The organism is Pseudarthrobacter sp. fls2-241-R2A-127, from assembly GCF_030209355.1.
GTDB lineage: Bacteria > Actinomycetota > Actinomycetes > Actinomycetales > Micrococcaceae > Arthrobacter.
Genome location: NZ_JARVSF010000016.1, coordinates 72,335 through 96,622 on the forward strand (window position 1 = coordinate 72,335; position 24,288 = coordinate 96,622).

Below are 24,288 nucleotides of genomic sequence, written 5' to 3' on the forward strand. Positions count from 1 at the left end.
TCCAAAAGGTGACCGGCGCCGAATCAGAGATGTCAACAGTATCCGGGCGTTAGTATTCCACGAGGGGAGTGGACGATGTCATCTTCAGTTGTGGCACCTGTCCCTGCAGTCAACAATCCCGATGATGAGTGGGTCCGGCCCACCTGGGAAGAAGTGGTCACCAATCACTCCGCGAAGGTCTACCGGCTGGCTTACCGCCTGACCGGGAACAAGTTCGACGCCGAGGACCTGACCCAGGAGGTGTTCGTCCGCGTCTTCCGTTCACTGGAAAACTTCAAGCCGGGCACCCTCGACGGCTGGCTGCACCGCATCACCACCAACCTGTTCCTCGACCAGGCGCGCCGGAAGACGCGCATCCGGTTCGACGCCCTGGCAGAGGACGCAGAGTCCCGGCTGCCCGGACGCGAGCCCGGCCCCGAGCAGAGCTTCGAGCTGAACAACCTTGACCTCGATGTCCAGGCGGCCCTGGAGGAACTTCCGCCGGACTTCCGTGCCGCGGTGGTCCTGTGCGACCTCGAAGGCCTGTCCTACGACGAAGTGGCCGAGGCGCTCGGAGTTAAACTCGGCACCGTCCGTTCCCGTATCCACCGCGGCAGGACCATGCTCCGGGAAAAGCTGGCACACCGTGACCCGCGCCCGCAGCAGGGCCGCCGCAAGCTCTCCATGCCGCGCATCGCGGGCATCCTCTGAACGGCGCATGAGGTCCCAGTTTCCCTTCGGCGGCAAGCACCAGCGCTCCGGCAGCCACCTCGAGGCATGCCAGGAGTGTGCTGCCACCGTCCGCCGGGAACAGCAGTACCTTGAGCGCCTCCGCCAGGCGCCCGTCCCGCCCGCCAGCCAAGACCTGACGGCGCGGCTGCTGGCACGCACCCACGAACTCGCGGCGCAGCCCGAGCCCCCCGTGAGCCCGGGCGGAAGCCGGCTGGCCGCGCGCGCGCTCGCATTCACCGCAGGGGGGACCATGGCAGCGGCCGGTGTCCTTGCTGTGGGGGCCTTCACCGCAGCCGGGGATCCCGTGGCGGGCGAGCCAACCGGAACGGAAGCAGCGTTCTCCCACGTCTCCTCGCAGACCCCGGCGAACGGCCGCCCGCTGGATCCGGCCCAACTTGCTTCGCTGCGTTCCGAAGGCTGGGCCTGCCCGGAACTGCAGGCCATGGGATTCCACCTCGAAGACGCCCGGGCGATGCTGGTGGAAGGGCAGCCTGCGGTGGAGCTGCGCCTGACCGATGGCCCCCACCATGCCACCGTCACCGAACAGCACCCCGCCAGCCAGGACGCCGCCCCGACCCAGGCCTGGTCCACCTCTCCGTCCTCCGCAACCTACCGGACGGCCGGCCTGACCATCACCTACCGTTCGGACCTTCCCGCCGGGCAGGCCGACGACGCCCTGCCGATCCTCAAGCACGTCGCCGATGCCGCCGCCGAGGGCGTCGCGGCGGCCGTTCCCGAGCCGGCCGCAGGGGAGTCCGCCGAACCGCTGGAGTCGCGGCTCGAGCGTGGCATCAACAAGATCGCAGCTCTGTTCACCCCGTGATGGGGACTGTTTCCCCGTCCGCCGGACGGGAATCGTCACTGGCAGCCCGGAGAGGGTAATCTTCCTAAAGTGTTTGGTATCAACGGCCCGGAATTCATTATTCTGCTGATCATCGGTGTTCTCGTGATCGGGCCCCAACGGCTGCCCGAATATACCCAGAAGCTTGCAAACCTGGTCAAGGAAGTCCGCCGGATGGCCTCCGGGGCCCGAGAGCAAATCAAGGAAGAAGTCGGCATCGACATCGACGATGTCGACTGGAAGAAGTACGATCCCCGCCAGTACGATCCCCGCCGCATCATCAAGGAAGCACTGTTCGACGACGACACCAAGCCCGTCAGCGCCGGTGCACCTGCCGCCGTGGCTGCGGTTTCCGGTGCGGCGGCCGTCGCCGGCTCGGCTCCCGAGCGGCCCGAGCGGATCGTGCAGCGGTTGGCCCCCGGCGAAACCGCACCGTTCGATACCGAAGCCACCTAGGACGCCGGCTCAGCGCGGCTGGAGGCCCAGCTTCATCCCGGCAAGGCCACGCGGTGTGGCAGCAAGCTGCGCTGCGATACCCGCCAGCGCGACCCCTGCCGCGGAATCGGGCTTGCCAAGCACGATGGGAACCCCCGCGTCCCCGCCTTCGCGGAGCTGGATGTCCAGCGGAATCTGGCCCAGCAATGGCACCGGCACGCCCAGCGTGCTGCTGAGCCGCCCGGTGAGGACTGACCCTCCGCCGCTTCCAAACAATTCCATCCGGCCGCCGTCGGGCATGTCCAGGTACGACATGTTCTCAATGACACCGGCGATCTTCTGGCCCGTCTGGGTGGCGATCGCACCGGCGCGTTCGGCTACGTCCGCCGCCGCCGCCTGGGGCGTGGTGACCACCAGGATCTCGGCCTTGGGCAGCAGTTGGGCCACCGAAATGGCAATGTCTCCGGTCCCGGGAGGAAGGTCCAGGAACAGGGCGTCCAGGTCCCCGAAGTAGACGTCGGTGAGGAACTGTTCCAACGCCCGGTGCAGCATGGGTCCCCGCCAGGCCACCGGCTGGTTGCCGGTGACAAACATGCCGATGGAGATGACCTTCACCCCGTAGGCAACCGGGGGGAGGATCATGTCATCCACCTGGGTGGGGGCCTGGGTGATGCCCATCAGTGCGGGCACGGAGAAACCATAGACGTCGGCGTCCACGATGCCTACGCGCAGGCCGCGGGCGGCCAGGGCGGTCGCCAGGTTCACGGTGACGGATGATTTACCCACGCCGCCCTTGCCGCTGGCCACCGCATAGACCTTGGTCAGCGACTCAGGCTGGTTGAACGGGATGGTGCGGGCGCCGCCTGGGCCGCGCAGCTTCTCCTTCAGGGCGTCGCGCTGGGCCTGGTCCATGACTTTGAGGTCCACGTCGACGGCGGTGACGCCGGGGACTGCCGTCAAGGCCTTGCGGGCGTCGGCGGTGATCGTGTCCCGCAGCGGGCAACCCGCGATGGTGAGCAGGACTGCCACGGTGACCCGGCCGTCGTCGGACACCTGGACGGAGTCCACCATGCCCAGTTCTGTGATGGGGCGGCGGAGCTCAGGATCGATGACCGTTCCCAAGGCGGTGGTGACGGCCTGGAGCAGCGGCGGGTTGTTGGCTGGTGCCTGGTCCTTGGGGGCGCTCACGGCAGGGGCCTCGGCTTTCGTGCTGGTGCGGCGAAGGAACGGCTGGTCAGGGCCGACCTAGCGTTCATTGGCGGAATGGCCGGGTTTGACCCGGGGAATTTGCTGGGTGCGCGGGCCGCGTTGCCGGTCCCGCTGCTCACGCAGCTTGTCCTTGACCTTGTCCCGCGGCGACTCGTGGGACCCGGGGCCGGAGTCGTCGTGCGTCCTGAGTTCTTCCTGGGCCTCCAGCATGTCCTCAAGGAGGGAGCGCAGCTCCGCCCTGACGTAGTCGCGGGTTGCGACCTCGCGCAGCGCGATCCGCAGGGAAGCCAGTTCCCGGGTGAGGTATTCCGTGTCGGAGAGGTTCCGTTCAGCGCGCTGCCGGTCCTGCTGCAGCGACACGCGGTCACGGTCGTCCTGCCGGTTCTGGGCCAGCAGCAGCAGGGGCGCCGCATAGGAGGCCTGGAGCGAGAGCATCAGGGTCAGCAGGGTGAAGCCGAGGTCCCTTGAGTCGAACTGCCACTCCGTGGGGGCCCAGGTGTTCCAGCCCAGCCAGAAGATGCAGAAGATGGTCATGTACACCAGGAACTGCGGCGTACCCATGAACCGGGCGAAGGCCTCGGTGGCGTGCCCGAAGGCGTCGGGATCCGGACGGAACGTCGGCAGGATCCGCTGCCGGCCGCTCAGTGGCGTGTCGAGACTGCCTTTTGTGTCCGCTTTGGCCAGGTTCCGCTGGATGGGGTTCTTCGGAGCGCTGTTATCAGCCAATGCGGCCACCGAGCTTCCTTATCGGGGCTTCGCCATCATGGGCGCGCCAGTCGTCCGGCAACAAGTGATCCAATACGTCATCAACAGTCACCGCCCCCACAAGCCGGCCGGCGTCATTAACCACCGGGAGGGAGTTCAGGTTATAGGTAGCCAGGGTCCGGGCCACCTCACTGATGTGGGCCTGGTCCGACAACGGCTCAAGGTTCTTGTCCACGAGGTTTCCCAAGGCTTCGAACGGCGGGAAACGTAGCAGCTGCTGGATGTGCACCACGCCCAGGAATCTGCCAGTGGGCGTTTCCAGCGGCGGCCGGGCAATAAAGATCGACGACGCCAAGGCGGGGGAGAGCTCCTCACGCCGGACGTGGGCCAGGGCTTCGGCGACAGTGGCTTCCGGCGGGAGGATCACGGGCACGGGCGTCATCAGGCCACCCGCGGTGTCTTCGTCGTATTCGAGCAGGCGGCGGACGTCCTCGGCGCCTTCGGGTTCCATCAGCTGGAGCAGTTCCTCGGCCTGGGCGGAGGGGAGTTCGCCCAGGAGATCGGCGGCGTCGTCGGGATCCATCTCTTCGAGGACGTCGGCGGCGCGCTGGACATCCAGTGCGGAGAGGATCTCCACCTGGTCGTCCTCCGGCAGCTCCTGGAGGACGTCTGCCAGCCGCTCGTCCTGCAGTTCGCTCGCCACCTCGAAGCGGCGTTTGTCGCTCATCTCCTGGAGGGCCTCGGCGAAGTCGGCAGGCTTCAGGTCCTCGTGGTTGGCAACGAACTGGGTGGCCGCCTGCGGCTCGGTACGCGGACCCTGCTGGGCGTCCGCCCAGTCAATGATCAGGGTCTCATTGCGGCGCAGCCGGCTGAGCGGGGACAGCGAGTGGCCGCGGCGGACAAAGAGCTTGCTGACGAACCAGTCGCGGGACCTGTGCTGGTCCATCGCGATGTCCTCGATGGTGGCGTCGCCGCTGCCGTCCCGCAGCGTGACCCGGCGGTCGAACATTTCGGCCACTACAAGGGTCTCCGCACCGCGCTGTTCAAACCGGCGCAGGTTGACCAGGCCGGTGCAGATCACCTGCGTCTGGTCGATGGAGGTGATCCGCGTCATGGGCACGAAGACGCGTTTCTTCCCCGGGACTTCCACGACGATACCCACCACGTGCGGCGCCCCCTGGGTGCCCCGGGACAGAACAACAACGTCGCGCAGCCGGCCCAGGCGGTCGCCCAAGGGGTCGAAGACGTCCAGGCCCAGGAGGCGTGCCACGAAGACACGGGTAGGTGTTGTGCTCACCACTACAGGCTACCGAGTCTGCTCTCTTTTAGCTGAATTTACAGGCACCACCCATCTTGATGGGCAAGAATGGGTGTATGTCCAACATTTTTGGTGCTCCCAAGACCGGCGGCCCCACCGGACCGGATGACGCCCGGGCCGTACCCACCGGTGACACCGTAGGGTCCTACACCTCCTACCTCGACGCCCAGAAGGCGGTTGACTACCTGGCGGACCAGCAGTTCCCGGTCCAGATGGTGTCCATCGTGGGCAACGAACTGAAGATGGTGGAGCGGGTGACCGGGCGCCTGAGCTACCCCCGGGTGGCCCTTTCGGGAGCACTGAGCGGCATGTGGTTCGGCCTCTTCGTCGGCGTCATGCTGTCCTTCTTCGCTCCCTCGCCCGGCTACTTTTCGATCATGACGTCGGTGCTGATGGGTGCGGCCTTCTTCATGCTCTTCGGCATCGTCACCTACGCCATGCAGCGCGGCAAGCGGGACTTCACCTCCACCAGCCAGGTAGTGGCGACGAACTACGACGTCATCGTGGCCCCCGAGGCCGCGCACGAGGCCCGGCGCCTGCTGCAGCAGCTGCCGATGTCCCGCTCCGACGCAGCGTCCGGACACGGCCCGTACACGCAGCATGACTACTACAATCAGCCGAACCAGCAGCAGCACCAGCCGGGGCAGGAACAGTATCCGGGCCAGGGCCCGGCCCGTCCAGCGGGCTGGAATGACCCCTACGGCCAGCGCCCGTCCGCGCCTCCGGCGCAGGAAGGCCACGGGTACCCCGGCGCCGGAAGCCAGGAGCAGGCCGGGCAACAGTACGACGACGGGCAGCAGCAGCAGCCGGCGCAGCCGGTCCGCTCCGTGCGGTACCCCGACCTGCCCGACGGCCGGCCGCAGTACGGAGTCCGCCTCCCGCAAAGCTCCGGGGCCGACACTGCGCAACACGGTGCAGCCGCTCCGGACCATGCCCACGAACCGGCCGCCCATTCCGCCACGGGACACACCCCGGAGCACAATGCCGGGCAGTACGGGCCGGACGAGGAGCAGCACCGCGGCGGCAACGGACAATAGCCCCGCCGGGCCGGCAATGCCTGCCGACCCCTGACGGCACCCCAACGTTGAGGGCCATCAAAAAGAGCGTGGCCACCGGACCCAGAGTCCGGTGGCCACGCTCTTTTTTGCGTGTGCCGGTGTCAGGCCTCTTCGGTCCGGTAGATGCCGGCCATCCAGTCTTCGACGTCATCAACCTTGCGGGGCAGCGCGGCGCTGAGGTTGACGGGGCCGGCAGCGGTCATGAGGATGTCGTCTTCGATCCGCACGCCGATGCCGCGGAATTCCTCGGGGATCGCCAGGTCCTCCTCCTTGAAGTAGAGGCCCGGTTCAATGGTGAAGACCATGCCTTCGGTGAGGATGCCATCGAGGTAGAGTTCCCGCTTGGCTTGGGCACAGTCGTGCACGTCCAGGCCCAGATGATGGCTGGTGCCGTGCGGCATCCAGCGCCGGTGCTGCTGGCCCTCCGGGCTGATCGCTTCTTCCACGCTGACCGGCAGCAGGCCCCATTCGGCGAGGCGCTCGGCCAGGACCGTGGTGGCGGCGGTGTGGATGTCCCGGAATTTGATCCCGGGCTGCGCGGCGGCGAAGCCGGCGTCCGCGGCGTCCAGGACGGCCTCGTACACCTTGCGTTGGATTTCGGAGAAGGTGCCGTTGGCCGGCAAGGTGCGGGTGACGTCGGCGGTGTAGAGCGAGTCGGCCTCAACGCCGGCGTCCAGCAGCAGCAGTTCGCCGGCGTTGACCCTGCCGGTGTTCCGGGTCCAGTGCAGCACGGTGGCGTTGTTGCCGGACGCGGCGATGGTGTCGTAGCCCAGTTCGTTGCCCACCTCGCGGGCGCGGGCGAAGAACGCACCCTCCACCACACGTTCGCCGCGGGCATGCGTCAGCGCGCGGGGGAGGGCCTTCACAACCTCTTCGAACCCCTCCACCGTGGCGGACACGGCAATCTTCATCTGTTCGATCTCCCACTCGTCCTTGAGCAGGCGCAGTTCGGAGAGCGCTTCGCTGAGCTTCTCGTCCAGGGCGTCCAGGGCCTCAAGGTCCAGGTTCTCCGGGTCCTTCGCGGTGTTATACCGGGCCGTGTCCACCAGGGCGTCAATGTTTTCGTCCACCTTGCGGACCAGCCGGATGGAAATGCCACCGATCTCCGGAGCACCCACGTCCTTGGTGATCGCCGTCTCGAGCTGGTCGATGTGGGCCGTGGGGAGCCCCAGGCGGGCTTGGAACTCTTCCAGGGTGGGGCGTGCACCGATCCAGAACTCCCCGGAGCGGGAGTCCGCGTAGAACTGTTCGGTGTCCCTGCCGGCCAGCGGCCGGAAGTACAGCGTGGCGCGGTGGTTGCCGCCGTCGTCGCCCTTTCCGTCCCCCACCGGGTCCAGGATCAGGACGGCGTCAGGCTCGTGGTCGAGGCCCAGGCCGGTAAGGTGTGCGAAACCTGAATGCGGGCGGAAGCGGTAGTCGCAGTCATTGGAGCGGACTTTGGGCGGCCCGGCGGGGATGACCAGCCGCTCGCCCTTGAATTGGGCGGAGATTGCCTTGCGCCGGGTTGCGGCGTAGCGGGCGACGGCGTCACGCTGGGGAAGTTCCTGGCTGGACGGCGCCCAGTTGCTGGCCATGAAGGCCTTGAAAGCGCTGGAACTGGGCCGCTGCGAGCGGTTGTTGACGCGCTCCTCCAGCGGCTGGGAAGCAGAATTTTGGGTGTTATCGGCATCGTTCACGGCACCATCGTCTCACCAGCTTCCCGGCGAAGCGAACAGGCTCCGGTGCCGGAGGGGCGGGGTCCACTAGTCTGGACAAGTGAGGATTGACCTGCATGCCCACTCCAACGTCTCCGATGGTACGGAGCCGCCCGCCGACGTCATGGCCGCGGCCGCCCGTGCGGGCCTGGACGTTGTGGCCCTGACCGACCATGATTCCACTGCGGGTTGGGCCGAGGCGGCCGCGGCCGCCGTCACGCACGGTGTGGCCTTGGTCCCCGGCATGGAAGTTTCCTGCCGGACCGCCGAAGGCATCAGTGTCCACCTGCTGAGCTACCTGCACGACCCCACCCATCCGGGCCTGTTGGAGGAAATCACCAAGGCCAAGGACTCCCGGCTGACCCGGGCGGAGCGGATGGTCACCATCCTGGCGGAGGACTACCCGCTGACGTGGGACGACGTGATCCATCATGTGGCCCCGGGCGCCACCCTGGGCCGGCCGCACATCGCCGATGCCCTGGTGGCTGCGGGCGTGGTGGAGGACCGCTCCGAGGCTTTCGCATCGATCCTGACCTCCCGGTCCCGGTACTTCATCCCGCACTACGCGCCTGACCCGGCCACCGCCGTCGAACTCGTCCGTGCTGCCGGCGGCGTGCCCGTGTTTGCCCACCCCGTGGCGTCTGCCCGGGGCCGGATCGTGGGGGAGCGCACCTACCGGGAGATGATCGATGCCGGCCTGGCGGGACTGGAAATCGACCACCGGGACAATCCGGAAGAGGGGCGGGACTTCCTCCGCCGGCTCGCCGCCAAGCATGGCCTGGTGATCACCGGTTCCTCCGACTACCACGGCACGGGCAAGCCCAACCTGCTCGGCGAAAATGTCACGTCCCCGGATATGCTGGCACGGATCGAGGAGCTGGGGACCGGAACCGCGGTGGTGCGCCCTTAGTTGGGCTGGAACGCCGTGAAGTCGGCGTGCGCACCCAGGCGCTTGGCCATGATGTCGATGGCCGGCTGGTTCTGGTCCACGCACACGAATTTGCGGCCAAGTTTTGCGGCCACTGCGCCGAGGGTGCCGGATCCTGCGAAGAAATCAAGGCACCAGTCACCGGGCCTGGAGGAGGCAGCGACCACGCGGCGGACCAGGCCCTCCGGTTTCTGCGTGGGGTAGCCGGTCTTTTCCTTGCCGGTGGGCGACACGATGGTATGCCACCAGACGTCGGTGGGCAGCTTGCCCAGTTCCCGCTTGGCAGGGGTCACCAGGCCCGGCGCCATATACGGTTCGCGGTCCACCTCGGCACTGTCGAAGTGGTACTTAGAGGGGTTCTTCACGTACACCAAGATGTTGTCGTGCTTGGTGGGCCACCGGTTCTTCGCCCGGGCACCGTAGTCATACGCCCATATGATCTCGTTCAGGAAGCATTCCCTGCCGAAGATGGCGTCCAGCATCACTTTGGCGTAGTGCACCTCGCGGTAATCCAGGTGCAGGTACAGGGTGCCGTCGTCGGCCAGGAGGCGCCAGGCCTCCACGAGCCGGGGTTCCAGGAAGGACCAGTAGTCGCTGAACGCATCATCGTAGCGGTGCAGGGCACCCTTGATGGTGTCGTAGGAGCGGCCCTTGAAGCCCACCCGGTCCCCGCTTCCGCCGGCGTTGGCCACCATCCGCGTTTCCTGGCGCTGCTGCGGACGGCCCGTGTTGAAGGGCGGGTCCACGTAGATCAGCGTGAAGGCGCCGTCCGGCAGCGTGGGGAGGTACACCGCGTTGTCCGCGTGCACCACCAGGCTGCTGCCGTCCGGCGCCCAAACAGTGTCAGTCATCAGGGCAGTTAAGCCTCGGAGGTGCCAGGCTGGCTGCCGTTGTCCGCCCCGGCCACCACTTCGCCGTTGCGGCGGCGGGTGCGGGTGCGGGTCCGGCGGGCGCGGTTGGGCTTTTCGGCGTCGGTTGCGGGCGCTGCAGCTTCAGCGGCAGGCGCGGCTTCCGTCGTTGAGGTACGACGGCGGCGCTCACCCTGGCGGCCCGCGGAGTCATTGCGGCCGGCGTCGCGGCTGCCGCCCTTCCCGGCGTCGGAATTTCCGCGGCCCCGACCATCCCGGTCGCGTGAGCGGCCTGCATCGCGACCACCGCGGCTGTTCTTCTTGCCGGTCTCGCCGAGGTCCTCGAGGACTTCGGCGTCGACGCCTGCAAGGGTCCGCTTGTCACGCGGCAAGCGGCCCTTGGTGCCCTCGGGGATGTCAAGGTCACTGTAGAGGTGCGGCGAGGAGGAGTAGGTTTCCACCGGTTCGGGGACGCTCAGGCCCAAGGCCTTGTTGATCAGCGCCCAGCGCGGCATGTCGTCCCAGTCGACGAATGTGACGGCAGTGCCCTTGTTGCCGGCGCGGCCGGTGCGGCCCACGCGGTGCAGGTAGATCTTCTCGTCCTCGACGCACTGGTAGTTGATCACGTGGGTGACATCGTCCACGTCGATGCCGCGGGCAGCGACGTCCGTTGCCACCAGCACATCCACCTTGTTGTTACGGAACGCCCGGAGCGCCTGCTCGCGGGCACCCTGGCCCAGGTCGCCGTGGATGGCGGCGGCCGCGAAGCCGCGGTCCACCAGTTCCTCGGCCACCTTGGCGGCGGTGCGCTTGGTCTTGGTAAAGATGATGGTCCGGCCACGCCCCCGGGCCTGCAGGATGCGTGCCACCACCTCGGTCTTGTCCATGCTGTGTGCACGGTAGATGAGCTGGCGGATGTCCCGCTTGGTGAGGCCTTCATCATCCGGATCAGCTGCCCGGATGTGGGTGGGCTGGGTCATGTAGCGGCGCGCCATCGCGATGACAGGGCCGGGCATCGTTGCCGAGAACAGGAGCGTCTGGCGAACGGCCGGGGTTCCGGCGATGAGGGTCTCAACGTCCGGCAGGAAGCCAAGGTCCAGCATTTCGTCGGCCTCGTCGAGCACCACGAGCTTCACGTTCTTCAGGCTCAGGTGCTTCTGCTTGTACAGGTCGATCAGGCGCCCGGGGGTGCCCACCACTACTTCGACGCCCTGCTGGAGTGCTTCAACCTGGGGCTCGTAGGCGCGGCCACCGTAGATGGTGGTGATCCTGGCGTTGCGCTTGCGCGAAGCCGTCTCAAGGTCGCTGGCCACCTGAACGGCCAATTCGCGGGTGGGGACAATGACCAGGGCCTGCGGGGCGCCCGGTACAGCCAAATTGGCGTAGCCGGGGTCGTCCTGGCCGATGACCCGCTGCAGCGCCGGGATGCCGAAGCCCAGGGTCTTGCCGGTACCGGTCTTGGCCTGGCCAATGATGTCGTGGCCTGCCAGCGCCACCGGCAGGGTCATGGCCTGGATGGGGAAGGGGTGGGTGATCCCTGCGTCGGCCAGGGATTCGACAATGTCCGCGCGGACGTTGTAGTCGGCGAAGGACTTCTCCGCGATCTCGTGCGGGGTCTCATCGGAAATGATGGTTTCTTCCGGCTCGATGGTTTCCGTGCCGGACTCATCGCTCAGGAGCTGGTGGGTATGCAATTCACTCACAGGGGAGTTTCCTTATTCATTTGGGCAATGGCGCTGCCTGCTCAACGGGCCGGCCAAGGCTGGCCGCTCCGGAGCACGCTCAGGCGCGCAAGCGATTCCAGTGGAAGCCGATCGCGGGCTATCTAATGCTGGCACTGGTGACCAACGGGTACATCTCAAGATCGCGTAGGGGCGGGCTTGTTGGTTTCAAATCAAGGAAATCAACGACCGGGCATCCAGTTCTACCTTCCCAGTCTAGCCGCACGGGGCCGGAATCCCCGTCTTGCCCCGTCCTGCCGCGTCCGCGGCCCCTACGGAATGAGCTCGAAGTGCATCTGCCGGGTGGTGATGTCGGAGGACAGCAGCCGGACGCGCACCTTGGTACCGGACGTGAGCTCGCCGGCGCAGCGGGCGGTGACAGCCGGTTCGGCGATCTGGATGATCCCGGAACTGCCGTTCCCGTTGCCGTTCTTCGCGGTTCCGTTGCCATTCCCGTTCTGGGGTTTGGACCCGGAAATCACGATTGCATCGAATTCCTGGCCGATGTGGTTCAGCAGCAGCGCCGCCTCTACCGTGTCCAGCGCCATCCGCTCCATCCGCGACGCCAGCTGGTCCGAACCGGCCATGATCCCCGGGAGCAGTGGCAGCGCCTCCCGTGCCCAGCCCGGAACCTCCCCGCCGTTGCTGAGGGCCTCGCAGATCACCAGCACGAAACGGTCCACCAGCCGCCGCAGCGGGGCGGTGGTGTGGGCGTAGGCGGCACCGATGGCGGACTGGATGCCGTCCCCGGGGACGGTGCCGTCAAACGCCGTATAGGAAGCACCGCGGAACAGCATCCCGGCCGAATGCATTATGGCCAGCTGGCGGGGATCGGTGGGGTCCAGCGACCGCAGGTACTCGCCGTAGCTGACCTCGCCGTCCCACGGCCGGCCCAGTACCTCGGTCTGCAGCCGGAAATGCCTCAGCGAACGCTCGTCCGGGGCCGGCATGGTGCGCAGGATGCCCACCTTCCCTTCCAGCATGAGCCGGGCGGCGGCCATTCCCGTCATCAGCGAAATCTGCGCGTTCCAGTCCTCCACGGGAAGCTGCGGGGCGGCGTCGATCCGGTAGCCGCCGTCGGGCAGTTGCACGATCTCCTGCTCAGGCATGTTGAGGCTCGCGCCCCCGCGCGCCCGCTCCAGCGCCACCCGTTTCAGCCCTACCTCCCGGAGGAGTTCCAGGACGCGAGGAGCGGTGCCGGCATCGAGGGCGGCCTGCGCACCCTTGTAGCTGAGCTTGTCGCGGCTGCGGATCCGCGCCCGCCTGACGCCGACGGAATTGACCCCGGCGTCGGCGTCGAGCGTGAAATCCCAGACGAACGCCGAGCACTCTTGGCCCGGCAGCAGGCTGCCGGCCCCTTCGCTGATCACTTCCGGGTGCAGCGGGATACGGCCGTCGGGAGCGTAGAAGGTTTGTCCGCGGCGCCTGGTTTCGGCATCCAGCGGACCACCGGGTGCCACGAAGGCCGGAACATCGGCGATCGCGTACATCACCCGGTAGCCGTCCCCGTCCGGCTCGATGAACACGGCCTGGTCCAGATCCGTGGACGAGGCGGGGTCGATGGTCACGAACGCAACGGCAGTCAGGTCATAGGAAGGCAGCTTCAGCGAGGCCACGGCGGCACGGGCGTCGTCCACGGCTGCCGCCGGATAAGGTCCTGGCAGTTCGAGTTCGGTCCGCAACGCGCTGAGCGCCTCTTCCAGGGCGTTTCGATGGTCGCGGACATGGGGAGCCAACCGATGATGTGACACAAAAGTCAGCGTAACTCCAAGTCCTGGGATTACGCAGGCCCGGGGCCCGCGGCGTCCAGTGCGTCAAGCAGCGAGGCGGCGGCGGCAGCGGGATCCGCTGCCTCGGTAATGGCACGGACCACCACGATCCTTCGTGCACCCGCCTCCGCCACCTGGTGCACGTTCGCGTGGTCGACGCCCCCGATGGCAAACCACGGCACGGGGTTGGATGCCTCCGCGGAGGCACTGGCGGCGTACTTCACCAGGTCAAGGCCGACGGCGGTCCGGCCGGGTTTGGTGGGCGTGGCCCAGACAGGTCCCACGCAGAAGTAGTCCAAGTGGGAAGGCCCGGCGACCGCGGCGAGGGCGGCATCAACCTGCTCCGGGCTGTGGCTGGACAGCCCGATGGCCGCGTTGCCGTTCACCAGCGTGCGGGCCGCAGCCAACGGAAGGTCCTTCTGGCCGATGTGGAACACCGGTGCCCCGGACAAGACTGCGATGTCCGCGCGGTCATTGACGGCCCACAGCCGCCCGTGGCGCACCGCGGTTTCCTTCAAGACCGACAGCAGGTCCAATTCCTCGGCAGCCTCGATGGTCTTGTCGCGCAACTGGATGATGTCCACGCCCCCGGCGAACGCCGCGTCCACGAACTCGGCAAAGTCGCCGCGATCCCGGCGCGCATCCGTGCAGAGGTACAGGCGGGCCGCCCCAAGGGCAGGAAAGGAGGAGAGGGACATATTCATGCCTGCCAGCCTAGTTCCTCTAAACTGGGCTGGTACTGCGGGAGCCCGCGGCAGCTGTAACAAAGCGCCGGGCTGAGAGGGCGTCAGAGCCGACCGCTTGACCTGATCCGGCTAATACCGGCGTAGGGAAGGAACCACACCATGCCTACCTCCACGAACTCCCTTCCCGGGCCCGCCGGCGAGGCCATCACGGCCGACGTCGCCGTCATCGGCGCGGGAGTGGTTGGCCACGGAATCGCCTGGGAAATCCAGCGGTCCGGGCGGTCCGTCGTGCTCATCGATGATGCGCCCGGCGCCGGCGCCAGTTGGGCCGCTGCCGGCATGCTGGCCCCCGTCAGCGAGCTGCACTACCAGGAAGAGGACCTCCTGGACCTGATGCTCGACGCATCATCCCGATGGCCAGGGTTCGCTGCCGGCGTCGCCGCCGCGGCCGGTGCCGGGACCGGGTACCTCTCGACGCCCACCCTCGCTGTCGGTGTGGACGCCGCCGACCGGCGGGCGCTGATGGACCTGCGCGCCGTGCAGCAGGCCAGCGGTCTGGTGGTGGAACCACTGACCGTGCGCGAAGCCCGCGGCCGTGAACCCCTGCTGAGTCCGGCGATCTCCTGCGCGCTGGACACCCCGGCCGATCACCAGGTGGACCCGAGGAAGCTGATAGCGGCCCTCCGGCTGGCCCTCGCCGGAGCAGCACGCGAAAACCCGGAATTGACGGTTGGCGGTGCCGTTGACGGGTTTGCCGTAGCGGAGCACGCAACCGGACTGCTCTGGAAAGACGGGGTGGTGGCCGGAGTACGCCTGGGGAGCGGCGGCACCGTCCTGGCGCAGGAAACGGTGGTGGCCAACGGCCTGCAGGCGGGGTCCCTTGACGGCTTGCCCTGCGGCCTTGAACTGCCGCTGCGGCCGGTGCACGGGGACATCCTGCGGCTTTCCGTGCCGCAGCGTCTTCGCCCGCTGGTGACCGCCACGGTGCGCGGGCTGGTCCATGGGATCCCGGTGTACATCGTTCCGAGGGAGGACGGCACGGTGGTGATCGGTGCTTCCCAGCGGGAGGACGCGCTCTCCGACGCCGTGAGCGCCGGCAGTGTGTACCAGCTGCTCCGGGACGCCCAGGCGCTTGTTCCCGCCGTCGCCGAACTCGAACTCCTCGAATGCACCGCCAGGGCTCGCCCCGGGACCCCCGACAACGCGCCCCTGCTGGGCCGGGTTGCGGTGTCCCCGGGGTCCGGGGAGCCGGGGGACGGAAGCGTGCCGGGGCTGATCATCGCCACGGGGTTCTTCCGGCACGGGGTACTGCTCACGCCCGGCGCCGCGGCGATCTGCGCAGCGTTGCTGGACGGTGCAACCGATCCCCGCTGGGCGCCGTTCCGCCCGGACCGTTTTTCCAGGCCTGCCGCGGCCACCCCAAGCCCCTACATGAAGGAGACAGCGTGAACATCACCCTCAACGGAAACCCGCACACGGTGGCCGACGGCGCCTCCATCACCACGATCGTCAGCCAGGTCACCGGGCGGCCCTTGGCTCCCAACGGACAGGCGACGGACGGCAGGAAACTGGGCGTCGCCGTCGCGCACAACGCCCAGGTGGTGCCGCGCAGCCAATGGTTCGGTACCGCGCTCGCCGACGGCGACGACATCGAACTCGTCACAGCAGTACAGGGAGGCTGACACTATGACCGAAACCGGCACCATCCACACCGCAAGCCACGCCGACAACGACACACTGGTGATCGACGGCGTCGCCCTCGGATCCCGGCTCATCATGGGCACCGGCGGTGCGCCCAGCCTGGACGGCCTGGGCGCGGCGCTGCTGGCCTCCGGCACGGCGCTGACCACGGTGGCCATGCGGCGCTACTCAACGGCGGAAACCGGCTCCCTGTTCCAGCTGCTGGTGGACCACGGGATCAAGGTCCTGCCCAACACCGCAGGCTGCTTCACCGCCCGCGACGCTGTCCTCACCGCCGAACTGGCCCGGGAAGCCCTCGAAACCGACTGGGTGAAGCTGGAGGTCATCGCCGACGAACAGACCCTCCTGCCGGACGCCGTGGAACTCGTGGACGCCGCCGAGCAGCTGGTCAACCGCGGCTTCAAGGTCTTCGCCTACACCAACGACGACCCCGTGCTGGCCCTGCGGCTCGAGAACCTTGGCGCCACCGCCGTGATGCCCCTTGGCGCACCGATTGGCACCGGACTGGGGATCCTGAACCCGCACAACATCGAGCTCATCGTGTCCCGGGCCTCGGTACCCGTGGTCCTCGATGCCGGGATTGGCACAGCCTCCGACGCCGCCCTGGCCATGGAGCTGGGCTGCGACGCCGTACTGCTGGCCACCGCTGTGACGCGGGCGCAGAATCCGGCGCTGATGGGCGAAGCGTTCAAGCACGCCGTGGTTGCGGGCAGGCTGGCCAGGGCTGCCGGACGCATCCCGCGCCGGGAACACGCCCTGGCCTCGTCGGCGATGGAGGGCCGGGCAGAGTTCCTCTAGGCCGTTAATGAGTTGTGGCCACCACCCGTGCGGGTGGTGGCCACAACTTTAAGCATGCGGGATCCTTTCAGCTCCGCAGGACCGCGTTCAGCCGCTCTGTATCGTGGCGTGTCCGGGTGCGGCCCAGGTAGACGACGGCGGCAATGGCCGCGGCGGTGCCCAGGACGATGGGCAGGACCCACGGAAGCCAGGTCAGCCCCGGAAGGTAGCCGAAGCCGGCCGTCATGAGGATGATCCACGCCATCGCCGCGACACCCACCGCGATACCGGCCGGCACGCCCGCGCCGTATCTGGAATGGCGTTTGTCATTGGCCCAGACGATGAACCCGGCGGCGAGCGTGGCCAGAACCACGATGGTCAGCGACAGCATGGATCTCCTCGGAACGGTGCGGGCGGCCTAGAACTGGCCGAAACCTACGCGGCGGACCTCTTCGGCGCCGATTTCCACGTAGGCCAGTGCGCTGCCGGGAACAATGATCAGGCGTCCCTTGTCATCCTTCAGGCGCAACTGGGTGCCTTCGTTGATGGCTTCACCAACAGTCTTGGCCACCGTCTCGGCATCCTGGGCTGATTCGAGCACAATTTCGCGGCCAACGTTTTGAACGCCGATCTTAATTTCCAAGGGGGCCTCCCAGCCTTGTTCAACGATGATGTCTTATTTGTAGTCTAGGACTCTTTGGGGAAGCGAGAGATTCCGCGCCAAGCTAAACGGTAGATGAGGTCGCTGGCCACGTTGAGGTCCAGGTTGCCGTCCGTTTCCAGCCAATACCGGGCGCTGACCTGGGCCATACCGGCAAGGCCGCGGCCCAGGAGTTCCGCCTCCAGGTGGGGGAGCTTGGTGTCATCGGCAATGACCCGGGCGATGGCGTCGGCGAAGGTCCGGTTGAAGGTCTCCAGCCTGGAGCTGACATCGGGATCGTTGATCAGGTCCGATTCGAACACCAGCCGGTGCGCCTGGTCGTCGTTGGCGATGAAGTGGAAGTAGGCGCGCATGACGGCCTGCACGCGTTCGTCGTTGTCAGTGGTGGAGTTCAACGCGCCCAGCATCAGCTCGGTCAGCGACGTCAGGTGGCTTTCCAGCAAAGCCAGGTACAGCTCACGCTTGGACGGGAAGTGCTGGTACAGCACGGGCTTGCTCACATGGGCAGTCTCCGCAATTTCGTCCATCGCGGCCCCGTGGTAGCCGTTGGCAACGAAAACTTCCTGGGCGGCGGCAAGCAACTGCGCACGGCGCTCGTCCCGAGGCAACCGGGCGGACCGTTGGCCTGCGGGTCGGGAGGGAGTTTGCGGTTCGGCCGCGGGCGGGCGGTCAGCCCGTGCTTCAGGGACCACAGTTGTCCTTCTTTCCATTGCAGTTACATTCACTTTACTGCGGGGTAATATGACCCGGCGGTATCCCGGGGCATACATTGAAGTATGGCTTCGACGTTCACCGCAAATGTTTCAACCCATTCGCTGGATCCGCTGGTGGAACCGGCTGCCGGCCTGACGCCCGCCGAGGTGGAACGCTACTCCCGGCACCTGATCATTCCCGAGATCGGTGCACTGGGACAGCGGCGGCTTAAGAACGCCAAAGTGCTGGTCATCGGGGCAGGCGGCCTCGGTTCACCGGCGCTGCTGTACTTGGCCGCGGCAGGGGTGGGAACGCTGGGCATCATCGACGACGACGTGGTGGACCTGAGCAACCTGCAGCGCCAGGTCATCCACGGCGTCGAGGATGTGGGAAGGTCCAAGATCGAGTCGGCCAGCGATGCCATCGCCGCGCTGAACCCGCTGGTGGATGTCCGGCTTCACAACGTGCGCCTGGACTCGGGCAACGCGCTTGAACTGTTCGCGGACTACGACCTCATCCTCGACGGCGCCGACAACTTCGCCACCAGGTACCTGGTAAACGATGCCGCCGCCATCCTGGGCAAGCCCTACGTATGGGGCTCCATCTTCCGTTTCGACGGGCAGGTAAGCGTCTTCTGGGAGAAGCACGGCCCCACCTATCGCGATCTCTACCCCGAGGCACCTCCCGCCGGTTCCGTGCCGTCCTGCGGTGAGGGCGGCGTCTTTGGGATGCTGTGCGCCGCCGTGGGCTCGCTGATGGTCACCGAGGCAGTGAAGCTGATTACCGGCGTCGGACGTTCCCTGCTGGGCCGCGTGGCGCTGTTCGATGCCCTGGGCGGCAGTTGGCGGGAGATCCGGGTGTCCAAGGACCCCGCGGCGGAGCCCATCACCGAACTCACCGACTACGAGGCGTTCTGCGGTATCGCTCCGGCGTCCCCCGCAGACACCGAGCACACCATCACCGCGACCCAGTTGGCCACCATGCTGGCGTCGCGGAAGGCCGGGCTCAAGGACTTCGAACTGGTGGATGTGAGGGAGGCCGGAGAGTACGACATCGTCCGGATCGACGGAGCAAAACTGATCCCGCAGGGACGGATCCTGGCGGGAGAGGCGTGGAGTGAACTCCCGCAGGACCGGGACATCGTGTTCCACTGCAAGGCCGGGACGCGCTCGGCGAACGTACTCGCGGCGGCGCGCCAGGCAGGCTACCAGCGGGTCAGCCACCTCGACGGCGGCATCCTGGCCTGGGTGCGGGACGTGGAACCCGAAAAGCCCGTCTACTGACCGGACGCCCCATCACATCCCGTCCATTCCTCGAGAACGCCCCATCACGTTCCGTGCTCTAACTGAGGACGCCCCATCACTTTCCCAACGAATGTGATGGGGCGTTGCGCCGAAGGGCGCGGGAAGTGGTGGGTCGTTGCGCCGAAAGGGGCGGGAAGTGATGGGGCGTTGCGTCGAAGGGCGCGGAAAGTGATGGGGCGTTGTGCCGAAAGGGGCAGAAAGTGATGGGGCGTTGCCGCGGGGAGGTCAGGCGGTTTCGCGGCCGGTGTGGTCCACCGGGCATTCGGCCTCGGTGGCTGCGGGCGCCCGAGCGGCCCCCGGCTGCTCGACCGAGATGCCGTAAAGGGCTTCCAAGGCGGCCACGTAATCATCCTGCTGCCCGTTGGCGGCAAGTTCGCGGGCGCGGACAGTGGGAACGTGCAGCAGCTGCTTGACCATGCGGCGGAGCGCGAACTCGACTTCTTCCGCGGCAGCGGTGCAACCGTGGCGGGCCCGGACCTTTTCCATCTCCGCATCCAGCACGTTCATGGTGTGCCGGCGGAGGGCAACAATGGCGGAGTCCACCGAGCGGGCTTCGCGTTCCTGTTCGAACGCGCGGGCGGCCCCGTTGACGATGCCACTTGCCTGGGTCAGCGACTCGGCCTGCTCCTGCGGGGCCGCGAGGCGCACCGACTCCAGGGTGAGCAGCTCGACGCCGTCCAGTTCGCCGACGGCGGGGTCGAAGTCGTGGGTGAGGGCGAGGTCGATGGCGATCAGGGGCTGCGGGGAATCCGCGCGGACCTGGGCCAGTTCATCGGCTTCCACCCGGGTGTCCGAGCCGCTGCAGCCGATCATGACGTCAGCAGCAGCCACCGCCGGGCGCAGGGATTCGACGTCCAGCGCCCGGCCGCCGCGCGTAGCCACGAACCCTTCGGCCCGCCCGGAAGATGAGTAGACGCTGATGTCGGAGCAGCCGCGTTCGCGGAGGAGGGCCATGGTGGCGCCGGCGTAGGCGCCGGTTCCGAAGAGCACCACCTTCTTGGCGGTCCAGTCCGGGCTTTCGGAAAGGTCGGTGGCAAGGTCCAGCGCGACCGAGACGATGGAGAGGCCCCGGGAACCCAAGGCGGTCTGGGCGCCAACGTCCTTGGCGGTCTTGGACGCTGCCTGGAAGAGCCGCACCAGTCCGGCGCTTGCGGTGCCGTCGTGCTGGGCGGTGATCAGCGCCCGGCGTACCTGCCCGGCAATTTCGCGTTCACCGACGACGGCGGAGTCCAGGCCGGCGCTCACGGCGAACAGGTGCTGGGTCACCTCCGGCCCGGTGCGGGTGTTGAAGGAGCGCGACACGAGGGGTTCAGCCAGGCCGCTGGCCTCGCTGATCCGGGCGACCAGGGCGGCGCGGGCGGCCTCGACGTCGGCGGCATTGGGGGCTTCGCCGTAAATTTCGAAGCGGTTGCAGGTGGCCAGGACCACGGCGCCAGCCACGGCGGGGGATTCGATGAGGGTGGACGCGGCAATCCCTGAGGAACCGTTGCTCAGCTGAGCGACGGTTTCAAGATCGATGTCGGCGTGTGTAGCCACCAATGAGAAAAGAACCACAGCAGACCAATCATAGCTTTTTCGTTGCCCGGTAGAACAACTACCGGAAAGGATAGTGGCCACACGGGGCAGTGATCCCCGCCACGTCGCCCTCGACGGTACGGCTGGCGACAGGTTGTCGTTATCTTTTGCAGCTCTTTTTGGGCACAATCAAAAGCATGACTCCTAGCCCTGCCGTCTCCGCTGCCGGCGCCCTCGCCGCAGACCATCCACTGATGGACGGCCGCACAGCGGACTCGCCGCTGATCACGGCCTACCGCGGAGGCAAACCCTCCCGCCGTCCCGTCTGGTTCATGCGGCAGGCGGGCCGGTCGCTGCCGGAATACCTCAAGGTGCGTGAAGGCATCGCCATGCTGGACTCCTGCCTCCGGCCCGAGCTGGCCTCGGAGATCACGCTCCAGCCCGTACGCCGCCACGACGTCGATGCAGGCATTTTCTTCTCCGACATTGTCATTCCGCTGAAGCTGGCCGGCGTCGGCGTTGACATCGTGCCCGGGGTGGGGCCGGTCCTGGACAAGCCCGTGCGGACTGCCGCCGACGTTGCCGCCCTGCCGCAGCTGACCTGGGAGGCGCTGGAGCCCATCCGCGAAGCCGTCCGCCTGACCGTGGCTGAACTGGGCAAGACGCCCCTCATTGGTTTCGCCGGTGCCCCCTTCACGCTGGCCGCGTACATGGTGGAAGGAAAGCCGTCCCGCGACCACCTTGGCCCGCGCACCATGATGCACGCCGACCCCGAAACCTGGACCGCGCTGGCCAACTGGGCCGCCGACGCCTCCGGCATGTTCCTCCAGGCGCAGCTGGAGGCCGGCGCCTCCGCCGCGCAGCTCTTCGACTCCTGGGCCGGCTCGCTGGGACTTGCCGACTACACCAAATACGTTGCACCGGCGTCGTCCCGCGCCCTGGACCATGTCCGGCACCTTGGTGCCCCGCTCATCCACTTCGGTACCGGCACCTCCGAACTCCTGGTGGCCATGCGCAACGTGGGCGTGGACGTCGTGGGGGTGGACTACCGGCTGCCGCTCGATGAGGCGAACCGCCGGCTGGGCGGAACGGTTCCGCTGCAGGGGAACATCGACCCCGCGCTGCTGTCAGCTCCCTGGAACATCCTCGAAGCCCATGTCCGGGAAGTCATCGCGGCAGGTTCCACCGCCCCCGGCCACGTCCTGAACCTCGGACACGGTGTGCCGCCGGAAACGGATCCTGACGTCCTGACCCGGGTGGTGGAGCTCATCCACTCCATCCCGCCGGCATAACCATGGGCAGTTCTGCGGCGAAGCCCGGCACGGCGCTGGTGGTGGGCGGCGGGATATCCGGGCTGCTGTCCGCACGGGAACTGGCCGCGGCCGGCCACGACGTGACCGTACTCGAGGCCGGTGACTCCTGGGGAGGCTGCGTTGGCAGCCACACCGTAGCCGGCCTCACGCTGGACAGCGGCGCCGAGTCCTTTGCCACCAGGTCCGACGCCGTCGCACGCCTTGCCACCGAACTGGGACTGGGCGGGCGGATCGTTTCCCCACGCCCGGGCGGTGCCTGGGTCCAGCTTCCCGGCGGCCCCCGCGAATTGCCCAAAACCGGCGTGCTGGGCATCCCGGCCCACCCCTGGGACCCGGAGGTCCGGCGCACCCTGGGCACCTGGGGCTCCCTCCGCGCCTCGCTGGACCGGCTCCTGCCGGCTTCGGTGGGCGCCGGTGCCGGAGTGACCAGCGTGGCCGCCCTCGTCCGGGCGCGGATGGGTGCCCGGGTGCTTGAACGGCTGGTTTCGCCCGTCGTAGGCGGAGTCCACTCCGCAGATCCCGGGCTGCTCGACGTCGACATGGTGGCGCCGGGCCTCCGCGCCGGACTGCGCAAACACGGTTCCCTCGCTGCCGCAGTGGCAGCGCAGCGACGGACCGCCGGCGCTGCGGGAATGTCCAGTCCAAGCCGGCCCGCCAAGGCAGGGTCCGCCGTCGCCGGCCTCGAAGGGGGCATGCACACCCTGGTGGATGCCTTGGTGGCCGATCTCCGGCGCCGGGGAGTGAACCTTGTGGCAGGCGCGGCCGTGACAGCTGTCAACCGCACTTCCGATGGCTGGCGCGTCGACACCGCCGCGGCGCCCTTCAGGGGCGACCTGCTGGTCATGGCCGTTGACGGTCCCGCCGCCGTCGGACTCCTTGAAGCCGCGGTACCGGCTATCAACGGGAAGCAGCCGGCCGCAGGCCCTGACGTCAAACTTGTCACCCTGGTGCTGGACCAGCCGGACCTCGACCGGCGGCCCCGCGGAACCGGGATCCTGGTGGCCCCGCAAACCCCCGGCATCGAGGCGAAAGCACTGACCCACGCCACCGGCAAGTGGGACTGGCTCGCCGCCGCTGCCGGCGCCGGGCGGCACGTGGTGCGGCTGTCCTACGGCCGAGTGGACGGTGCCTCAGCGCAGCCGGGCGGCCCGGACTCAGACGACGAACTCTTCGCAGCGGCGCTTCGCGACGCCTCGGCACTGCTGAACGTTCCCATCACGGCCGGCGACATCCGGGATTGGGATGTGGTCCGGTGGCGCGGATCCCTGCCGTTCGCCGCGGTGGGACACCGGGCGCGGGCGGCAGCCATCCGGCAGGCGTGCACGGCAGCCGGCGGCCTGGCCGTCGTGGGTGGCTGGGTGGCCGGGAACGGCCTGGCAGCCGTTGTGGCCGATACCCGGGAACAAATTGGCCAACTGACCGGCGCCTGACTATCGCTGCTGGTCAGCGGCCTGGGGCTCGTTTACTGCTCTTTCCAGGACCTGCATGCCTGGCGCTCCCGGTTTTCAATCGGGCCCGCGTTCTGGTTAGGGTCGATGACTATGGTTCAACACAGGTCCGAGCTTTCAATGTCCCGGACCGGTATCCATGGGGGACTCCGGCGAGGTGCCGCAGCAGCGGCCGTCGGAGCGGTACTGGTTCTCTCCACCGGCGTCCAGGCGTCCTTGGCCGATGAGGCAGTCCCGCCCCAGGATCCCACGGCACAAACGTCGCTGAGTGCCGGTGCGTCCGCATCCGTCACGACCGGATCCACGCTTTCCTCCCTTCTTCCAAGTCTTCCGCTGCCCACCTCCGGGACCGCCTCGTCCACCGCTCCGCAGACGCCCGCGCCGGCCACCCCTGCGCCGGCGACTTCTCCGTCATCTGCTTCTCCAGCACCCTCGCCGGCCTCCGCGGCAGCGGCGTCGAGTGCCGCCCCGGCGTCCGGGACCGCCACCGCACCACGCACACCGGCCCCCGCCGCCCCTGCTGCGCAAGGGATCAGCGGGCCAGGGACCAGCGGGGCAGCCGCCGGATCCGGTGCGCCGGCAAATTCTGCCGCCACCGCGGCGGCCGCGCCTGCCGGGTCCCCGGAAGCGGCGGCGCCTGGCCCGGAACCTGCCGGGCACACGGCCCAGCCCGCGGGCGGGCAGCCCGGCGCCGCTGCGCAGCCGTCAGCCCTGCCGTCCACTACGGGCCGCACCGCACAGGCGGCCGGAGTGCCGGCAAGTCCGAGCCGCCCTGTTTCTTCCATTGAGGCCCTCCCGGGTGTCCCTGATGCCATGGTGTGGCTGGGCGTTGGGCTCGTTGGGGTGGGGACAGCGGCCGGCCTCGTGTTCCTGCGCATGCGCCGGTTGTAATGGCCGATTACGGCGACCCGCGGCGCGGGATAATGTGACATTGCTCACTTCTACGAGTTGTA

The 24,288-nt window shown here is 67.8% G+C and carries 24 protein-coding genes and 1 riboswitch; of the genes, 11 read left to right on the top strand and 13 right to left on the bottom strand.

Annotation, left to right across the window (positions count from 1 at the left end; translation table 11 throughout):
* Positions 1-75 precede the first annotated feature (75 nt).
* From sigE to QRN53_RS13255, 3 genes are all read left to right on the top strand, one after another.
* The gene (gene sigE / locus QRN53_RS13245; protein ID WP_285244300.1) at positions 76-690 is read left to right on the top strand and encodes an RNA polymerase sigma factor SigE; all 615 of its coding nucleotides are present in this window, start codon (positions 76-78) and stop codon (positions 688-690) included.
* 7 nt (positions 691-697) lie between these two features.
* Positions 698-1,534 carry an anti-sigma factor gene (locus QRN53_RS13250; protein ID WP_285244301.1) on the top strand — a complete coding sequence of 279 codons (837 nt, stop codon included), beginning with the start codon at positions 698-700 and terminating at the stop codon, positions 1,532-1,534.
* 69 nt (positions 1,535-1,603) lie between these two features.
* A complete protein-coding gene (locus QRN53_RS13255; protein WP_285244302.1) occupies positions 1,604-2,008 on the top strand; it encodes a twin-arginine translocase TatA/TatE family subunit in 405 nt (134 codons plus the stop codon).
* A gap of 9 nt (positions 2,009-2,017) precedes the next feature.
* Here QRN53_RS13255 and QRN53_RS13260 read toward each other — a convergent pair whose 3' ends face one another.
* The 3 genes from QRN53_RS13260 to QRN53_RS13270 are packed head-to-tail and all read right to left on the bottom strand — an operon-like array spanning position 2,018 to position 5,198.
* Positions 2,018-3,175 (bottom strand): Mrp/NBP35 family ATP-binding protein, encoded by a 1,158-nt coding sequence (locus QRN53_RS13260; RefSeq protein ID WP_285244303.1) that lies wholly within the window; start codon positions 3,173-3,175, stop codon positions 2,018-2,020.
* A gap of 57 nt (positions 3,176-3,232) precedes the next feature.
* Positions 3,233-3,931: a DUF1003 domain-containing protein gene (locus tag QRN53_RS13265; RefSeq protein WP_285244304.1), complete on the bottom strand. Its 699-nt coding sequence runs from the start codon at positions 3,929-3,931 to the stop codon at positions 3,233-3,235.
* The gene (locus QRN53_RS13270) at positions 3,915-5,198 is read right to left on the bottom strand and encodes a magnesium transporter MgtE N-terminal domain-containing protein (protein ID WP_285244305.1); all 1,284 of its coding nucleotides are present in this window, start codon (positions 5,196-5,198) and stop codon (positions 3,915-3,917) included. Before QRN53_RS13270 ends, QRN53_RS13265 begins: the two co-directional genes overlap by 17 nt.
* A gap of 77 nt (positions 5,199-5,275) precedes the next feature.
* Here QRN53_RS13270 and QRN53_RS13275 point away from each other — a divergent pair, with 77 nt between their 5' ends.
* Positions 5,276-6,256, top strand: a complete 981-nt coding sequence (locus tag QRN53_RS13275) for a YflT domain-containing protein (protein ID WP_285244306.1) — start codon at positions 5,276-5,278, stop codon at positions 6,254-6,256.
* Positions 6,257-6,378: 122 nt separating this feature from the next.
* Here the strand turns inward: QRN53_RS13275 and QRN53_RS13280 are convergent, their stop codons facing one another.
* Positions 6,379-7,953, bottom strand: coding sequence for an aminopeptidase P family protein (locus QRN53_RS13280; RefSeq protein ID WP_285244307.1), 1,575 nt, complete (start codon positions 7,951-7,953; stop codon positions 6,379-6,381).
* 79 nt (positions 7,954-8,032) lie between these two features.
* On the opposite strand from QRN53_RS13280, the gene QRN53_RS13285 reads away from it, so the two are divergent.
* A complete protein-coding gene (locus QRN53_RS13285; protein ID WP_285244308.1) occupies positions 8,033-8,881 on the top strand; it encodes a PHP domain-containing protein in 849 nt (282 codons plus the stop codon).
* Here the strand turns inward: QRN53_RS13285 and QRN53_RS13290 are convergent.
* From QRN53_RS13290 to thiE, 4 genes are all read right to left on the bottom strand, one after another.
* Positions 8,878-9,750: a DNA-methyltransferase gene (locus QRN53_RS13290; RefSeq protein WP_285244309.1), complete on the bottom strand. Its 873-nt coding sequence runs from the start codon at positions 9,748-9,750 to the stop codon at positions 8,878-8,880. The genes QRN53_RS13285 and QRN53_RS13290 overlap by 4 nt on opposite strands.
* An 8-nt stretch (positions 9,751-9,758) precedes the next feature.
* Positions 9,759-11,450: a DEAD/DEAH box helicase gene (locus QRN53_RS13295; protein WP_285244310.1), complete on the bottom strand. Its 1,692-nt coding sequence runs from the start codon at positions 11,448-11,450 to the stop codon at positions 9,759-9,761.
* Between the two features lie 290 nt (positions 11,451-11,740).
* Positions 11,741-13,219, bottom strand: coding sequence for an RNB domain-containing ribonuclease (locus QRN53_RS13300; protein WP_285244311.1), 1,479 nt, complete (start codon positions 13,217-13,219; stop codon positions 11,741-11,743).
* A gap of 29 nt (positions 13,220-13,248) precedes the next feature.
* Positions 13,249-13,941 carry a thiamine phosphate synthase gene (gene thiE / locus QRN53_RS13305; RefSeq protein ID WP_502934846.1) on the bottom strand — a complete coding sequence of 231 codons (693 nt, stop codon included), beginning with the start codon at positions 13,939-13,941 and terminating at the stop codon, positions 13,249-13,251.
* Positions 13,942-13,968: 27 nt separating this feature from the next.
* Positions 13,969-14,088, top strand: a riboswitch (TPP riboswitch).
* Here thiE and thiO point away from each other — a divergent pair.
* The 3 genes from thiO to QRN53_RS13320 all read left to right on the top strand — a co-directional run bounded on the left by thiO (position 14,083) and on the right by QRN53_RS13320 (position 16,422).
* Complete coding sequence (gene thiO, locus QRN53_RS13310; RefSeq protein ID WP_285244312.1) at positions 14,083-15,372, top strand: glycine oxidase ThiO; 1,290 nt, start codon at positions 14,083-14,085, stop codon at positions 15,370-15,372. It overlaps the preceding riboswitch by 6 nt.
* Entirely contained in the window at positions 15,369-15,605 is a 237-nt protein-coding gene (thiS, locus tag QRN53_RS13315; RefSeq protein ID WP_285244313.1) for a sulfur carrier protein ThiS, read from the top strand. Before thiO ends, thiS begins: the two co-directional genes overlap by 4 nt.
* Positions 15,606-15,609: 4 nt before the next feature.
* Positions 15,610-16,422 (top strand): thiazole synthase, encoded by an 813-nt coding sequence (locus QRN53_RS13320; protein ID WP_285244314.1) that lies wholly within the window; start codon positions 15,610-15,612, stop codon positions 16,420-16,422.
* Between the two features lie 67 nt (positions 16,423-16,489).
* On the opposite strand, the gene QRN53_RS13325 is transcribed toward QRN53_RS13320, so the two are convergent.
* From QRN53_RS13325 to QRN53_RS13335, 3 genes are read right to left on the bottom strand one after another with little or no spacing between them, the layout of a single operon-like run.
* A complete protein-coding gene (locus QRN53_RS13325; protein WP_285244315.1) occupies positions 16,490-16,792 on the bottom strand; it encodes a hypothetical protein in 303 nt (100 codons plus the stop codon).
* Between the two features lie 27 nt (positions 16,793-16,819).
* Positions 16,820-17,044 carry a DUF3107 domain-containing protein gene (locus tag QRN53_RS13330; protein ID WP_285244316.1) on the bottom strand — a complete coding sequence of 75 codons (225 nt, stop codon included), beginning with the start codon at positions 17,042-17,044 and terminating at the stop codon, positions 16,820-16,822.
* Positions 17,045-17,088: 44 nt separating this feature from the next.
* Positions 17,089-17,754, bottom strand: a complete 666-nt coding sequence (locus QRN53_RS13335; protein ID WP_285244317.1) for a TetR/AcrR family transcriptional regulator — start codon at positions 17,752-17,754, stop codon at positions 17,089-17,091.
* Positions 17,755-17,838: 84 nt separating this feature from the next.
* Here QRN53_RS13335 and moeB point away from each other — a divergent pair, with 84 nt between their 5' ends.
* Positions 17,839-19,038 (top strand): molybdopterin-synthase adenylyltransferase MoeB, encoded by a 1,200-nt coding sequence (moeB, locus tag QRN53_RS13340; protein ID WP_285244318.1) that lies wholly within the window; start codon positions 17,839-17,841, stop codon positions 19,036-19,038.
* A 246-nt stretch (positions 19,039-19,284) separates the two neighbouring features.
* Here the strand turns inward: moeB and QRN53_RS13345 are convergent, their stop codons facing one another.
* Positions 19,285-20,613: a glutamyl-tRNA reductase gene (locus tag QRN53_RS13345; RefSeq protein ID WP_285244319.1), complete on the bottom strand. Its 1,329-nt coding sequence runs from the start codon at positions 20,611-20,613 to the stop codon at positions 19,285-19,287.
* Between the two features lie 158 nt (positions 20,614-20,771).
* Here QRN53_RS13345 and hemE point away from each other — a divergent pair, with 158 nt between their 5' ends.
* The gene (gene hemE, locus QRN53_RS13350) at positions 20,772-21,866 is read left to right on the top strand and encodes a uroporphyrinogen decarboxylase (RefSeq protein WP_285244320.1); all 1,095 of its coding nucleotides are present in this window, start codon (positions 20,772-20,774) and stop codon (positions 21,864-21,866) included.
* Between the two features lie 2 nt (positions 21,867-21,868).
* Positions 21,869-23,317 carry a protoporphyrinogen oxidase gene (hemG, locus tag QRN53_RS13355; protein WP_285244321.1) on the top strand — a complete coding sequence of 483 codons (1,449 nt, stop codon included), beginning with the start codon at positions 21,869-21,871 and terminating at the stop codon, positions 23,315-23,317.
* A 116-nt stretch (positions 23,318-23,433) separates the two neighbouring features.
* Here the strand turns inward: hemG and QRN53_RS13360 are convergent, their stop codons facing one another.
* Positions 23,434-24,120 (bottom strand): hypothetical protein, encoded by a 687-nt coding sequence (locus tag QRN53_RS13360; RefSeq protein ID WP_285244322.1) that lies wholly within the window; start codon positions 24,118-24,120, stop codon positions 23,434-23,436.
* Positions 24,121-24,288 lie beyond the last annotated feature (168 nt).